The organism is Halomonas sp. BN3-1 (genome assembly GCF_003056325.1).
Classification (GTDB): Bacteria; Pseudomonadota; Gammaproteobacteria; order Pseudomonadales; family Halomonadaceae; genus Halomonas; species Halomonas litopenaei.
In genome coordinates, this window is sequence record NZ_PYVV01000001.1 from 746,309 (window position 1) to 763,738 (window position 17,430).

Consider the following 17,430-nt stretch of genomic DNA (forward strand, 5'->3'; position numbering starts at 1 on the left):
CATGGACCACGGTACCAGCACGGCCGAAGACATCATTGTGGCGACGCCCCTGCCTCCTCTGCGCCAGGACCTGGAGCTGATAGCGGGTGGTGCGGAAGGCGAAGGGGCTCGTCGCTGGAAGATTCATGACCCCCTGGCCAATCGGTTCTTCGAGGTGGAACACCGGGTGGTGGTGGTGCTGAACCACTGGGGGGAGGGGACCCGGGAGGCGCTCCTGGCACGGCTCCGGATCGAGGGAATCGATGATGTCAGCCTTCAGGACGTCGAGCGATTGATCGTATTTCTGGATCAGCATGACTTGCTGATATGCCGGCCAGACCACAGCTACCAGAAGGCATGGCGTCTACGCTGCGCACGCCGACCGAGCTGGTGGAGCTGGCTGCTGCATCATTATCTGTTCGTGAGGATTCCGCTGGTGCATCCGGCACCGGCGCTTCAGCGCTGCCTACCCTGGGTCGGGATCTTCTTCACACGTACCTTCTGGCTGGTGACGCTGCTGATGGCGATCGGCAGCGGGTATCTGGTCTCTCGCCAGTGGGAGAGCTTTCTTACCACCCTGCCGGAAATGTTCAGTGTTGCCGGTGCGGTAGCCTTTGGCGGAAGCCTTGCACTGGTAAAGACCCTGCATGAACTGGGACACGGTTTCTGCGCCACGCGACAGGGAGCTCGCGTCGGCAGCATGGGGGTGGCCTTGATCGTGATGATGCCGGTGCTGTTTACCGACACTACCGATGCCTGGCGTCTCTCCTCCCGCCGCAAGCGTGTGCTGATCGACCTGGCCGGGGTGGCGGTGGAGCTGATCATCGCAGTCTATGCCACCCTGGCATGGGTGTTCTTGCCCGACGGTGCACTGCGCTTCGTGGCCTTCGCCTTGGCCACCACCGGCTGGGTAATGAGTCTGGCGGTGAACCTGAACCCGCTGATGCGATTCGACGGCTACTACCTGTTCAGTGATCTGATCGGGGTGGCCAACCTGCAGGAGCGTGCCTTTGCCATGGGGCGCTGGTGGTTGAGGGAGTCGCTTTTCGGATTTGGCGACGCTGTGCCGGAGTCCTTGGCGGTGGCTCGACGCCGGCTGTTGACCGTCTATGCCTTCGCCGTATGGATCTATCGCTTCTTTCTTTTTCTGGGTATCGCCCTGGTGGTCTACCACCTCTTCTTCAAGGTCCTCGGGGTCCTGTTGTTTTCCGTGGAGGTGGCCTGGTTCATCGCCCTGCCGATCCTGCGCGAACTCAAGGTGTGGTGGACGCGAAGACGCGATGCCGGCTTGCGCGCACTGGGCACCACGCTGGTGATGACACTGCTGGCTGGGTTTCTTGCGCTGCCATTGCCCCATGAAGTGCGTATTCCCGCAGTGCTTGGCGCCGCCCGACAGGCGCCGTCCTATTCGCCCAGGCCGGCCAGGGTGAATCGCGTTCTGGTCGAGGTCGGTGAGGTCGTGCAGCGCGGCCAGGTGCTGATGACGCTGGTGGCACCGGAGCTCGAACAGATGCAGCGGACCACACAAGAGCGCCTCGCCCTGGTGGGGCGGCGGCTCGATCGCCGCAGTGCCGACAGCGAAGACCTGTCCCAGAGCCTGGTGCTTGCCAGCGAGCAGGAAATGGAACGTGAGCGACTGTCGGGCCTGGAGCGCACTCAGCGCCAACTGGAGGTGGTTGCGGCCATCGATGGTGTCGTGGTCGAGATGGCGCGTCCTCTGCATCCGGGGCGTTGGGTCGACGTCGACACCCAACTGGCATTGGTGGCGTCAGCCTCCTCGCTCGAGGCCAGAGGGTATCTGGATAGCGATGATCTGCGACTGATCACTCCCGGTGATGCCTGCGAGTTTGTTGACGATCAGCGTCGCCTGAAGCCCATCGACATGAAGCTCTCCAGCATGGCCTCGGCTGCGTCGTCTTATCTGGACGAAGGCCTGTTGGCGTCGGTGTATGGCGGCCCGGTAGCGTCCAGGCTGGACGAGGGCAGAGCTATCCCGGAGCAGGCGGTCTTCGAGGTGACCGCCCTGACAAGGCAGCCGGCGGTTGCCCCGCTGACCGAGATTCGTGGAGAGATTCGATTGAAGGGTGAGCCTGTCAGCCTGGCGGTTCAGGCGGCGCGACGCATCGCACAGGTACTGGTGCGCGAGTGGAGCGCCTGATTTCGAAAGACAATGCCCTGGGCGCACCGCTGCGCTCGCGAGAACTGAATCCAAGGTAAGGAGAAGACAATGTCCAAGGACGACCTGCTGTTTCGTGAGCTCGAATCCCGTGTACTTCTGGACGCCGCAGGCGTGGCCACGGTGAAGGCGGTGGATCATCACGCCGACCAGGCAGCCTCGGCGGGAAGCGATGGCGCTGCGGCATCTGAAAAGGGCGCAGAATCCAGCGATGCCCTGACCCAGGCGCTCTCCGCGGTGGCCTCGGAGCAAGCAGCGGGTCGAGACGCCGGCAAGGACACTGACGGTGACGGTGTCGCCGATAGTGATGACATCGATGACGACAACGACGGAGTGATCGACACCAACGAACGTGAAACGGACGACAGTACCGCGCTGGACACCAGTACCATCGGTAGCGACAAGGCCACCGATCTTCAGCTCAACGGCACGACCGTGTCCTTTGATGTCAGCCACACCGGCAGTATCAGTGCCATCGACGACAGCGGTGAGATCGATTTCACCTGTGACGACGACGGAGAGGCGTCAGTGAGTCTCACGGCCGATGCTCCCGTTGACTTTGTCGTTACCTCGAAGCAGGGGAGCGAAGGACATTGGCTCGACTTTCCAGACAAGATCACCATCTCAAGCCCCGGAGCCGTCATTATCGTCGACGATCCCAATGGGGAGCTCGAGATCGCTGCCGGGTCCTACTCGGACAGTATCACCTTTTCGGTCAAGCACAGCCCAGATGATGCCTACGACCAGGCCTGGTCGATTCGTGTGGTCAACGCCCAGCAGGTCAGCGTAGGCATGAAGACTCCGGCCTCAGCAGATGGTGAAATCCTGGGAGGCGCCCTGCGCATTGGTGTTGGTGGGGCGCGTGACAGTGATGGAGACGGGGTCATCGACCAGCTGGATCTGGACAGCGACAATGACGGAATCACCGACAACGTCGAGGCCCAGTCCACCGGCGATTATATTGCGCCTGGCGGTAGCGACGCCGATGGTGACGGCCTGAACGACGCCTACGACAATGACAGTGCGGATGGTTCTGTAGCGGCCAGCGGCGGCTTGTCTGCGGTGGATACCGACCAGGATGGCACAGCCGATATCCTGGATGTCGACAGCGATGAGGACGGGATTCACGACATCGCTGAACGTGGCGATAGCGCGCCTTCTCGAATCAGCGACAAGAGCGATACCGACGGCGACGGTCTGCTGGACATCTTCGAGGGTAGCGACAAGGACGACGGGTTCGACGCCAATGACGAACTGGTCGCTGGCGGTAACTTCAGCCTCGCGGATAGCGACGACGATCTCAGCGCCGATGGCGCGGGCGCGCTGGCGGGGTTCTCCGACCTGGATTTTCGTGATAGTGCTCGCCTCGACACCGATGGCGACGGTGTCTCGAATCACCTCGATATCGATGACGACAATGACGGTATCACCGATGCCAGCGATGGATATGATAATTCAAAGTTGATCGGTTTCAATACCGGAAAAATCGGCACAACAGGGGAGATTCCTGATGTCGACTATAACGGTACAACCGTAAAGCTGGATTCCAGTCATACCGGGAAATTTAGTGCTGGCGATAATCCTGGCGAGTTCGGCTACGAGTATTCAGCACCTGGGAACCCTACATCGATCACCTTCAGTTCAGATGCCGTTGTCGATTTTGTGATCAAGGCTAAGTACGGTAAACCTGGGTATTTGCTGGATAGTAAAGATAGGGTGACGATCAACTGTCCTGGCGCCATGATTTTTGTGGATGACCCAAGTAATCAATTGAACGTCACCTCTGGTATCTATTTCGGATCGCTGACATTTTCAGACAAGACAACAGTTAATCAGTCCAATAGGGCCTGGTCGATACGTATCGTGGGCGTAAAACAAATGACCCTGAATATGGAGAATACCGGTCAAAATGTCGTCAATGCTGGAGCTGCCATGCGAGTACTTATTGGCGGCGTGTACCAGGATACCGACAAGGACGAGATTGTCGATGCCCTGGACCTCGACAGTGACAACGATGGCATTACTGACAATGTCGAGGCACAGACTACCGCTGACTACATCGCACCCAAGGGTGTCGATGCCGATAGCGATGGCCTGGATGACGCCTACGATGCAGCGCTTGACAATGCTGCTGCTGGTGCCAGCAAGGGGCTGTCGCCGGTCGATACCGAGGGCGACGGTACCGCAGATTTCCTCGACCGGGACTCCGACGACGACGGCAAGCTGGATATCACCGAGCGTGACGATGGCGCCTCATCTGTCTCGGATACAACCGATACCGATCATGATGGCTTGCTCGATATCTTCGAGGGAACCAATGCCAACGATGGTTTCGACACCAACGACGAAAATATCACGGACGCGGGCTTTGCACTGCTGGATTCCGACGATGATCTGCCCGACGACGGCAAGACAGCACAGCCCCTCGTCGTTGATTTTGACTATCGGGAAAACCCGACAGTAGATCGTGACGGCGACGGTGTCATCGATGCTGTCGATATCGATAAGGACAATGATGGTATTCTCGATGTCACCGAGGGTAAGGACACCTCCAAAGACGTACAACTCGACTCTACCAATATCGGAAGCGGCAAGATTCCAGTCATTGATTATAATGGGGTTGACGTAAGATTAACGTCCGAAACATCTTCCGGAAGTCTAAGTTATGGAAAAAGCCAGGGGGCGATAGACTTCAACTATCCTGGGTCGGGCGAAAAGGTGACATCGACCAAGTTGACGTCCGATACTGTCGTGGACTTTGTTGTCGACAGCAAGCAGGTATCTGCTGGCAAGTATTTCGATAGTTACGATCAGCTTACTGTGACGAGTCCTGATACCTACATCGTGGTCCACGATCCAGACAATGTCTTGAATATCGCCGAAGGCGTCTACCTGAACTCGATCACCTTCACTATGAGAGCAGATGGCAACCTGTACGGTAAAAACTGGTCGATAAGGGTTGTCGATGCCAGAGAGGTGACTCTCAGCATGCAGCACAACCCCGAAAAAGTGTCCGCCGACAATAAAGGGGGTTGTGTCAGGGTAGGGATCGGTGGCGTGGCCAGGGACAGCGACCATGACAGCATCGCCGATCATCTCGATATCGATAGTGACAATGATGGTATCACCGATAACATCGAGGGTCAGACGACCCAAGGTTATATAAAGCCCTCGGGTACCGATGCCGACCAGGATGGGCTCGATGACGCCTACGACAAGAACACCAGCGATACCACTGCTACTGCCAGCAAGGGTCTGACGCCGGTCGATACCGACGGCGACAGCACCGTAGATGTCCTCGACAGTGATTCCGACAACGACGGCAAGCTGGATATCGCCGAGCGCGACGATGGCGCCTCATCTGTCACGGATGCTACCGATACCGATCAGGATGGTCTGCTGGATATCTTCGAGGGCTCGGATGCCAACGACGGTTTTGACCCCAACGATGAGCTGATCGAGGACGGGGACTTTACCCTCTTGGATAGCGATAACGATGTCGATGCAGATGGCTCGAATGCAGTGCCAGGCGTGGTCGACTTTGATTATCGTGATAGTGCTCTCCTCGATCCTGACGGTGATGGAATTGCCAACAGTATCGATATCGATGATGATAATGATGGAATTCTCGACGAGAACGAATATGACTATAGTCGACCAAATTTGGTGGGGGGTGGCGGGTTTACGAATGGCAATTCCTCCGGGTGGTATTTAAGTCGCCCACCTTTTACGAACAGTATGACAAAGCCTGTCTGGGTGAATGGTTCAGCAAATTCATCTCTTACGGGCGGGCTTTTCGATGAGATAAGTCCCGGCGAAAACAGTGGAAATCATAGTCTGGCAAATGCAGGTGATGGCAATGAGTCACTTGTCTATAAATTTGGCGATAAATTGGCACAAGGTGACTATCGATATAGTTTTGATCTTTCGAAAACTCATTCAGCCGATACCGATTATTATAATATATTTATCTGGGATTTTGATGCTGGGAAGAGGGTCGAGACGTTGGCGTACGGTCCAATCGGCGATCTTCCAGGAAGCGGTAGCTTCAAGACGTTTAGCGGTGTGTTTGACCTGAGCAAGGCCGGCAACTATGGCATCGTGATGATGGTCAATCCCAACGGTAGCGGAAACGGCGATTACGCCATGGACCGAGTGGCGTTTCAATATATATCAAGGGATACCGATAGCGATGGCATCTTCGATGACAAGGATATCGACAGCGACAACGATGGTATCACCGACAACGTCGAGGCGCAGACGACCCAGGATTATATAAAGCCCTCGGGCACCGATGCCGACAAGGACGGACTCGATGACGCCTACGACAAGGACACCAGCAATACCACCGCTACGGCCAGCAAGGGGCTGACGCCGGTCGATACCGATGGCGACAGCACCGTAGACTACCTCGATAGTGACTCGGACAACGACGGCAAGCTGGATATCGCCGAGCGCGACGATGGCGACTCATCTGTCACGGATACTACCGACACCGATCATGACGGTCTGCTGGATATCTTCGAGGGATCGGATGCCAATGATGGCTATGATGCCAACGATGAGAACCTTGTCGGTGGCAATTTTTCTCTGGCCGATAGCGACGATGATACCGCTGCCGACGGCAGCGACGCCTCGCCCCCCGGTTTCGACCTGGACTACCGTGACAGTATCGATCCTCCCACAGCGGCGGTAGACGCCGGGAAGACCAATGAGGACGTGGCATTGGTGGTCACCAAGGACAATGGGCTGTTGTCCAACGATACCCTGGCGGGGGCCACCGAAATCGCCTCGGCTGCCATCGACACCGACGGTGACGGCGTAGCCGACACCGCCCTGGTGCTGGGGCAGGCCAACACCATCAAGGATAGTGACGGCAATGTCATCGGCAAGCTGACGCTGTCGAAGGACGGCGCCTACCGGTTCGATCCGGTGAAGAACTTTTTCGGTGCACTGCCGATCATCAGCTACACCCTCAAGGGCTCAGGAGGATACGCCAGCTCGACGCTCAGCATCACCGTGACCGCCGTCAACGACGCCCCCGTGGTCACCAATGACAAGGGCGGTGCCAAGGAAGATGAGACGCTGAGCGTTGACAAGAGCGAAGGACTGCTGGCCAACGATAGCGATGTGGACGGGGATAGCCTGGTCGTCTCCGGTTTCAGCGTGGCCGGTGTCACTGGCAGTTTCGCGGCGGGGGAGACCGCCAGCATCCCCGGCAAGGGGACGCTAACGCTGAACGCCGATGGCTCCTACAGCTTTACTCCGGCGCCCAACTACCATGGCAGCGTCCCGGAGATCACCTACACCGTCAGCGACGGCAAGGGGGGAACCTCCAGCGGGTCCTTGACCCTTTCGGTAGCCTCGGTGGAAGACAGCGTGTCGCTTGGCGGGCTTGGGGATGGCACTGGCGGCAGCGACGGCAGCGTCAACGAATCGGCCCTGACCGGTGGTTCGGCCGCCGGTGGCAGTGGTGGCGTCCATACGGGCACCTTTACCCTGGGGCCCGCCTCGAGCCTCGACAGCCTCACCATCGGCGTCACGATGATAACCCGGGCTCAGCTGGAGGCCAGCGGCACTACCGCGATCACCATCACGGGTAGCTACGGTGAGCTGACGATCACCGGGTTCGACAGCGCCGACGGTACCGTGTCCTACCGTTATACCTTGACGTCGGAAGCCGCCCACGGCTCCGAGCCGATCAAGGACTCCTTCACGATCGGTACCAAGGACACCGATGGAGACAGCACTGCCAACGCCGGTACGCTGGCCATCCTGGTAGTCGACGACGTCCCTGCCGCCAGCGCCGACACGGGCAGCGTCAGCGAGGACGCTGCCGGTGGCAGCTCGTTGACGGGCAATGTCGTGACCAATGACACCCTGGGGGCCGACGGCGCCGCCGACAGCGGAGCGATCAGCGCGGTCGGCAAGGGCGACGCAGCACCGGCCGGAGGAGTGAACAGCAGCATTACCGGCGACTACGGAAGCCTGGTGATGGACGCCAGCGGCAAGTACCTCTACACCCTGGATAACACCAACGCCGCGGTCAATGCCCTGCAGAAAGGGGAGACCCTGACCGAGACCTTTACCTATCAGATCACCGACGCCGACGGCGATACCAGCACGGCGACCCTGACCATCACCATCAAGGGGGCCAACGACGCACCGACAGCGGAGGATATCACTGTCAACTGCGCGGAAGACGCCGAGACGACGGGCACCATCGTCGGCAAGGACCCTGAAGGTGACTCCTTGAGCTTTGTCCTCGATGCTCAGCCCGAAGGAGGGACTGTCACCATCGACAAGGACACCGGTGCTTTCGTCTTCGTCCCGGATGCCAACGTCAATGGTGATATCACCTTCAGTGTGACGGTCGATGACGGCCACGGTGGCAAGACCCAGGTGGAGGTGACGGTCAAGGTCAGCCCGGTCGATGATGCGCCCGAGGCCGCCGGTGACAGCGCCAGCACAACAGAGGATACGCCGCTGATCGTCGGCAAGGACAAGGGCGTTCTGGCCAATGACAGCGATATCGACGGCGATGCCTTGTCGGTATCGGGCTTCAGCATCGAAGGGGTGACGGGCAGCTTCAAGGCGGGGGAAACCGCCACCATTGCCGGCGTGGGCAAGCTGACCTTGAACGCCGATGGCTCCTACCGCTTCGATCCCGCCTCCAACTACCATGGCAGCGTGCCCGAGGTGACCTATGTGCTCAGCGACGGTCGTATCAGCGACACCGCCACCCTGAGCATCACGGTCGATGCGGTCGACGATAGCCTGTCGGTGGCGGGGCTCGGTGATGGCGGGGACGGCGTCGATGGCGAGGTCAAGGAATCGGGACTGGTCGATGACGACGGCGCCGGACTGACCCACGATGGCACCTTTACCCTGGGGCCGGCGGACAGCCTGGCGAGCCTTACCCTGGGAGGCTCCTCCATTTCCCTGGCCCAGCTCGAGGCCAGCGCAACGACGCCGATCAAGGTAAGCGGCAGCCACGGGACCCTGACGATCAAGGGCTATGATCGCAAGACCGGGACGGTGAGTTATCGCTACACCCTGACGTCCGCCGCCGACCACACAAGCGGCTCGGCGAAGGACAGCTTTGCCATCGATGTGACCGATGTCGAGGGAGATACCACCAAGGGTATCGGGTCACTGTCGATCCGTATCGTCGACGACGCGCCATCGGCTACCGCCGATACTGGTTCGGTGACCGAGGATGGCGCTGCCTCCACAGGCAACGTCCTGAGCAACGACCGGCAAGGCGCCGATGGCAGCAAGGTGTCCAAGGTCGGCGTCGCCGAATCCACCGACGGTGGAAGCGTCGGCAGTGGCCTTGCGGGCAGCTTCGGTACCCTGACGCTCAATGCCGACGGCAGCTACGCTTATGCGCTGGACAACACCAACGCCATGGTCAATGCCTTGCAGAAGGGCGAGACCCTTACCGAGACCTACAGCTATCAGATCATCGACGCCGATGGTGATACCAGCACCGCCACCCTGACCATCACCATCAAGGGGGCAAACGATGCACCAACCGCGACCGTCGACGACCTGACCACATCGGAAGACACCCCGGTCGACGGCAGCGTCGTGGCCAAGGATGTGGATGGCGATAGTCTTTCCTTCGACCTGGTCGCCCAGCCGGAAGGTGGCACCGTCACCCTGAGCGAGGATGGCAGTTTCACCTTCACCCCCGACGCCAACGTCAATGGTGACATCACCTTCAGCGTAACCGTCTCCGACGGCAAAGGTGGGACCGTCACCGTCGAGGTCAGCGTCACGGTGACGCCGGTCAATGACGCCCCGACGGTAGTGGATGACAAGGCCGAGACCAACGAAGACACGACGCTCGAGGTCGCCAAGGACAAGGGGGTACTCTCCAACGATACTGACCTGGAAGGCGATAGCCTGAGCGTCAGCGGGTTCACCGTCGAGGGCATGACCGACAGCTTCAAGGCGGGCGAAACCGCCACTATCGAGGGTGTCGGCAGTCTGACGCTGAACGCCGACGGTTCCTATACCTTCGTGCCGGCGACCAACTACAACGGCAGCGTGCCGAAGATCACCTATAGTGTCAGTGACGGTAATGGCGGAATCACCAGCGGTGCGCTGGCTATCACAGTCAAGCCGGTGGATGACGAGGTCAGCCTCGGGGGACTTGGCGACGGTAGCGATGGTAGTGACGGCACCGCCGTCACCGACGGCTCTGTCAAGGAGTCGGGGCTGGCAACAGGCTCGGACGTGGCGGGGGGCGGGATATCACACAGCGGCAGCTTCACGCTGGGGCCCGCCGAGAGTCTGGCAAGCCTGTCCATTGGCACTACAACGATGACTCGGGCGCAGCTGGAGGCCAGCGCCACGACCCCCATCAAGATCAGCAGCACCCATGGTCTGCTGACCATCACCGGCTACGACCAGAAGACCGGTATCGTCAGCTACACCTTCACCCTGACGGCCAAGGCCAACCATGGTGGTGGTGCGATCAACGACAGCTTCGTCATCGGGGTGACCGACGTCGAGGGAGATGTCACCGCCAATGCCGGCACCCTGGCCATCGCCATCATCGACGATGCACCGGTGGCCAAGGCCGATAGCGGCCAGGCCGTGGAAGACGGCGGCAACATCAGCGGCTCGGTCATCGGCAATGACCTGGCAGGAGCCGATGGCGCCCCCAGCAAGGGCTTGGTCAACGCGGTCGGTAGCGGCAAGGATTCGCCGACTGGAGGTGTGGGAAGCAGCGTTGACGGCTCCTACGGTAGCCTGATCCTCGATGCCAACGGCAACTACCTCTACCAGCTCGATAGCACCAACACCGAGGTAAACTCGCTGGCGGTGGGGGCGAAGCTGACCGAGGTCTTCACCTATCAGATCATCGATGCCGATGGTGATACCAGCACAGCGACCCTGACCATCACCATCATGGGCGCGAACGATGCCCCTGTGGCCAGCGTGGATGCGATCTCCACGCCTGAGGACACGCCGGTCTCTGGCAAGATCACCGCCAGTGACGTGGATGGAGATTCGCTGTCCTTCGATCTGGTGGCCCAGCCGGACGGGGGGACGGTCACGCTCAATGACGACGGAACCTTCACCTTTACCCCCGACGCCAACGTCAATGGTGACGTCAGCTTCAGCGTCACGGTAGACGATGGCCACGGTGGCACCACCACGGTGGAAGTCACTGTCTCGGTAGAAGCGGTAAACGATACGCCAGTGGCCACGCCGGACACCAACAGCACCAGTGAAGACAGCCCCCTGGTGGTCAACAAGGACAATGGGGTTCTGGCCAACGACAGCGATGTGGATGGTGACAGTCTCAGCGTCAGCGGCTTTACCATCGAGGGCGTAACGGGAACCTTCGAGCCGGGCGAGACGGCCTCCATCGAGGGAGTCGGCAAATTCACCTTGAATGCCGATGGGTCCTATCGTTTCGTGCCAGCACTGAACTACCACGGTGATGTGCCAAAGATCAGCTACAGCGTCAGCGATGGCAACGGCGGGACGACGACGGGAGAGCTCTCGCTCACCGTCGAGGCGGTGGATGACCAGGTCACCGTCGGTGGCCTGGGGGATGGTAGTGATGGCAGTGACGGTGGCGATGTCAACGATGGGCAGGTAAGTGAGTCTGGCCTGGCAGGGGGATCGGGCACCCTGGGAAGTGGTGTCTCACACCTTGGCAGCTTTACCCTGGGGCCGGCGGACAGCCTCTCCAGCATCAGCCTTGGCGGAACGACCTTGACGCTTGACCAGCTGGTCAAGAGCGCAGATACGCCGATCAAGATCCTGGGTGATCATGGTGAACTCATCATCAACGGCTACGATCGCGTCACTGGCAAAGTCAGCTACACCTATACCCTCAAGACCCACGCCGACCATAGCCAGGGTCCGGTCAGCGACGATTTCGCGATCGACGTCACCGACGTCGACGGTGATGTGGCCACCTATGTCGGGACCCTGTCGATCGCCATCCTCGACGATGCTCCGGAGGCCGAGAGCGACGTCGACGATGCGATCAACAAGCCGGGGCAACCCAGCAGCATCGCCGATGGAAACGTCTTGACCGGAGACGCAGGCGACGATCCCGATGCCATGGATGGTGATGCCGATATCCTGGGCGGAGACGGGGGGACGATCAGCGGCGTAGGCGCCGGCTCGGATGCGCCGTCGGCGTCCCACGTCGGCCAGGGGCTCCAGGGGGAATACGGCACCCTTATCCTGAACGCCGACGGCAGCTACCGCTATGTGCCCGATTTCGACTCGGACACGGTCAAGTGGCTGGATCCTGGACGACACGTTGCAGACACCTTTACCTATACGGTGGCCGATCCTGACGGCGACACGGCCACCGCCACCCTGACCATCCGCATCTACGGCACGACGGCGGTCGTCGGCACGGAAGGGGGCGAGGTAGACGAAACTCAACTCAACACGGATGGCGCCACCGGCACAGACCCAGGAGACGCGGGTGAGGTGATCTACGAGGGATCATTCTCGGTGGTGGACCGGGTGACGCAGCAGCTCGCAACCCTGACCATCGGTGGCACGAGTTTTACTCCGAGCGAGTTGGCGGCGTTGTCCGAGGAGAATCCCTCGGTACGCATCGAGACCGATCACGGCTATTTCGAGATCACCGGCTATACACAGGGCAATGGCGCCGACGTACGGGAAAACACCCTGGCGTTTCGTTTCGTGCTGACCGAGCAGGCCGATCACTCCGGGGGGGCAGTATTCGACCACGTCGAGGTGTCGATGACCGATACCCAAGGTAACGACACCAAGAGCTACGCCAAGGATCTCAAGGTCGAGATTCTCGACGATGCTCCCATCGCCGCCAAGGATACCGCCAGCGTCGTCGAGGATGGCGATGCCGGCACCGGTAGTGTGTTGACCAATGACCGCCAGGGCGCCGATGGTGCCGTCACGGTGACGTCGACGGGCCCGGGCTCCAGCGTCAGCTCAGACGGTGTCGGTAGCGAGGTTGTCGGCAAGTACGGCAGTCTGACCCTGGGCGCCGATGGCAGCTATACCTATACCCTGGACAACGCCAACGCTTCGGTGGACGTTCTGCAATCGGGAGAGTCGCTGAACGAGACCTTCAGCTATCAGATCACCGACGCCGACGGCAGCACGTCCACCGCGACCCTGACCATCACCATCCAGGGGAGCAACGATGCGCCGACGGCCAGTGTCGATGCATTGAGCACCCAGGAGGATACTCCGGTCAGCGGTACCATCGAGGCCAATGACGTCGATGGGGATGACCTTAGCTTCGATCTTGTCGAGCAGCCCGACGGCGGCAAGGTCACGCTCAATGACGATGGAACCTTCACCTTTACCCCCGATGACAATGTCAATGGAGATATCACCTTCCAGATCGAGGTCTCCGATGGCAACGGTGGCACCACCGTCGTCGATGTGACGGTCAAGGTATCGCCGGACAATGATGCGCCGGTGGTGGACAGCGAGACCGCCACGACTCCCGAGGACACGCCGATTGACTCCTCGATCGACGACAGTTTGCCGGGGCTGCTCGACAACGACAGCGACATCGACAGCGATCACGGCAGCCTGAAGGTCGTGGACTTCAGCGTCAAAGGCATGAGCGAGAGTGCCGATGCCGGTTCAACCGTCACCATCGATGGTATCGGCAAGCTGACGGTGGAGGGCGATGGCGCCTGGCGTTTCGAACCGGCCCTCAATTACCACGGCCCGGTGCCGACGATTACCTACACCGTCAGCGATGGCGAGGGTGGGACCAGCTCCGCCACCTTGGACATCACGGTCACGCCGGTGGACGACCAGGTCAACCTGGGCGGCCTGGGCGACGGTAACGATGGCAGCGACGGCAACCACATCAGTGATGGCTCCGTCAACGAGGCCGGCCTGGCCGGGGGCAGCGATGAAGGTAACGGCCTTGGCCATAGTGGCAGCTTTACCCTGGGTCCGGCCGATAGCCTGGCGAGTTTCACCCTGGGCAGTCGCAGCATCAGCCTCGCCGAGCTCGAGGCCAGCGGGTCGTCGCCGATAGTGATCGAAGGCCGCTACGGTACCTTGACTATCGATGGCTATGACCGCAACACCGGTACGGTCAGCTACCGCTATCTGCTGACCTCAAGCGCAGATCACGCCAACGGGCCGGTCAGCGACGACTTCACGATCAGTGTCACCGACGTGGAGGGCGAGGTCAGCGCCAATGCCGGGACCCTGGTGATCGATATCATCGATGATAGCCCTGGCGCGACAGATGATAGCGGCACTGTCATCGAGGACGGCGCGGTCGGCACCGGCAGTGTCTGGACCAATGATCGACCGGGTGCCGACGGCGTGGCGGCCAATGGGGCGGTCGTCAGCGTAGGCGTGGACGGCAAGGTCGGGGTACCGCTGGAGGGTAACTACGGCAGCCTGATCCTCAACGCCGATGGCAGCTATTCCTATACGCTGGACAACATCAATGGCGAGGTGGACGGGCTCCAGGTCGGTGAGACGAAAACCGATACGTTCAGCTATCAGATCCGCGATGCCGACGGCGATCTCGCCACCGCCACTCTTGTGATCACCATTCGTGGCGCCAACGACGCTCCGGAGGCTTCTGCGGAGAAGGTCACTGGCCGCGAGGATACTCCGGTCGATGGCAAGATTGTCGGCACCGATGTGGACGGTGACGACCTCACCTACACACTGGATGCCCAGCCCGAGGGTGGCACCGTCACCCTGGACGAGAACGGTAACTTCACCTTCACCCCGGATGAGAACTTCCACGGAGACACCAGCTTTACCGTCAGCGTGACCGATCCTTCCGGCGCCACCGTCACGGTGGAGGTCGATGTCTCGGTGACACCGGTCGATGATGCGCCCTCGGGCGAGAACGATATGGCCACTATCGCCGAGGACACGCCTCTTGTGGTCACCGCAGAAGACGGCCTGCTGTCCAACGACAGCGATATCGAGGGCGATCACCTCAGTGTCGTGGGCTTCAGTGTCGATGGCCTCGAGGGGACCTTCCAGCCAGGGCAGACCGCCGTCATCGAAGGCGTCGGAGAACTTACCATCAGCGCCAACGGCAGCTATCGTTTCGTGCCGGCGCTGAACTACAACGGCGAGGTACCGCTGGTCACCTATACCGTCAGTGACGATGGGGGCCTGACCTCCGACGCGAGCCTGAGCATTTCGGTCTCAGCGGTGGACGACAAGGTGACCGTCGGTGGGCTGGGGGATGGAGGCGGTGAGCCAGGAGGGGGCGATTCAGCAGGCGACGCCACCACCGATGGGTCGGTTTACGAGGCCGGTCTGACAGGAGGCAGCCACGAGGGCGCGGGCCTCAGCCACAGCGGCACCTTTAGCCTGGGGCCAGCCGACAGTCTGTCAAGCCTGACTCTGGGGGGAAGCACCATCAGCCTGGATCAGCTCAAGGACTGCGGCAGCCATCCCATCAAGGTAGTCGGCGATCACGGGACTTTGGTGCTGCGCTACTATGATTCGGCTACCGGAGAGGTGGGCTATACCTACATCCTGGCGTCGAGGGCCGATCACTCGGGCGGGGCGGTCAACGACAGTTTCACCATCGGCGTCACCGACGTGGAAGGCGAGACCGCGGCCAATATTGGCACCCTGGCCATCGCCATCGTCGATGATGGCCCTGTCGCCGACAACGACGTCGCAGAGGTGGTCGAGGAGGGCACCGAGCCGGGAAGCCACTGCACCGGTAATGTCATTCTCAATGACCGCTATGGTGCCGATGGTGTTGCCGTCGATGGCATGGTCACGGCGGTCGGGTCAGGTCAGTCATCGCCCGAGGGTGGCGTCGGCGAGCCGGTGGAGGGCCGTTACGGCAGCCTGGTGCTGAACGCGGACGGCAGCTATTCCTTCACGCTGGACAACGATAACCCCGTGGTGGACGCGCTCAAGCCTGGGCAGACGCTGACCGAGACCTTCAGCTATTCCGTCATCGACAGCGATGGCACTGTTGCCACCGCGACGCTGACCATCACCGTGCTGGGGGCCAACGACGCTCCTGTCGCCAGCGTTGATCCCATCGTCACCTCCGAGGATACCCCGGTGGAGGGACGCGTCGTCGCCACGGACGTGGATGGCGACGACCTGACCTTCAGTCTCGATGATCAGCCGGATGGCGGCACCGTCACCCTCAACGAGGATGGCACCTTCACCTTCGTGCCGGATCCCGACGTCACGGGCGATATCAGCTTCAGCGTGACCGTGACCGACGCCAGCGGTGCCACCACCACCGTGGTTGTCAACGTCTCGGTGGAGCCGGTCAATGGCGCCCCTGTGGCCAGTGCCGATCCCATCGTCACCGGCAGCGGAGAAGCGGCCGCCGGCCAGGTGGTGGCCTCGGACGGTGACGGGGATGATCTCACCTTCGCGCTGGATGACGGTCCAGGACACGGTCAGCTTACCCTGAACCCGGATGGATCCTTCGTCTATGTGCCGCAAGCAGGATTCTCCGGCAGCGACAGCTTTGTCGTCGCGGTGTCGGACGGGCAGGGAGGTGTAACCTACGTGACCGTCTCGGTGACGGTGGAGCCCCTCGATAGCTTCTATATCGGTGACCATGCGCCCGAAGTCCCGTCGCAGGATGTCGAGTCGGATGCTGAAGGGCCCTTGATGCATGCCGATGGCATGGTCGATGAGGTGGTCAATCAGTACGGAGGCCTTGGTGGCCTTGCCGATCTGTCTGCCGATGGGGCAGTAAGAGCGGCAGTACACGGTATTTCGGCGCTGACCGACGCCGAAATGGAGGTGGCAAACAAGGATCAGCCGAGAGAATCCAGTGCCTGGAACTCCTCGATGCTGCAGGAGGCCAGGTCGCTGGCTCATCCCGGTGCCGTGCGAGCGACGTCGTGGGCAAGCAGCGATGGCCGAGCGACCCTGGAGGCTCTGGTCGAGAACGAGCGGGCGTGGCTCAAGCTGCCGGAAGGGCAACGCGACATCAAGGTGTCGTTACCCGGGGGCCGAGCCTTGCCGGACTGGATCCAGCGTCCCTCGATCGGTCAGCTGCTGATCGAACGGCCGGCGGCGCTGGAAAAGGTGACGCTGGATATCGATAGTCGAGGCAGTGAAGGGAAAGCGCATCACTATCGCCTGGTGCTGGACCTGGACAAGGTCCGGCTGGAGGTGAGTGAAAGTGAGCCATCGTCCCCTGTTGCCGCGCCAGGCTTCAGCGAGCAACTCAGTCGGGCCCATGACCGGACGAATGACCTGGACCCGAATCTGCTTGAGGCGCTGGCGCTGCTGACCGAGCACGATTGACGGTT

The 17,430-nt window shown here is 60.7% G+C and carries 2 protein-coding genes; both read left to right on the forward strand.

Annotation, left to right across the window (positions count from 1 at the left end; all coding sequences use genetic code 11):
- Position 1 precedes the first annotated feature (1 nt).
- On the forward strand, positions 2-2,137 hold the full coding sequence (locus C9F12_RS03065) for an HlyD family efflux transporter periplasmic adaptor subunit (protein WP_108447918.1): 2,136 nt from the start codon (positions 2-4) through the stop codon (positions 2,135-2,137).
- Positions 2,138-2,206: 69 nt separating this feature from the next.
- Positions 2,207-17,425 (forward strand): Ig-like domain-containing protein, encoded by a 15,219-nt coding sequence (locus C9F12_RS03070; RefSeq protein WP_108447919.1) that lies wholly within the window; start codon positions 2,207-2,209, stop codon positions 17,423-17,425.
- Positions 17,426-17,430 lie beyond the last annotated feature (5 nt).

Coding starts and splice junctions, on each gene's coding strand:
- C9F12_RS03065 (WP_108447918.1), top strand. CDS start 2: ATGGACCACGGTACCAGCACGGCCGAAGACATCATTGTGGCGACGCCC.
- C9F12_RS03070 (WP_108447919.1), top strand. CDS start 2,207: ATGTCCAAGGACGACCTGCTGTTTCGTGAGCTCGAATCCCGTGTACTT.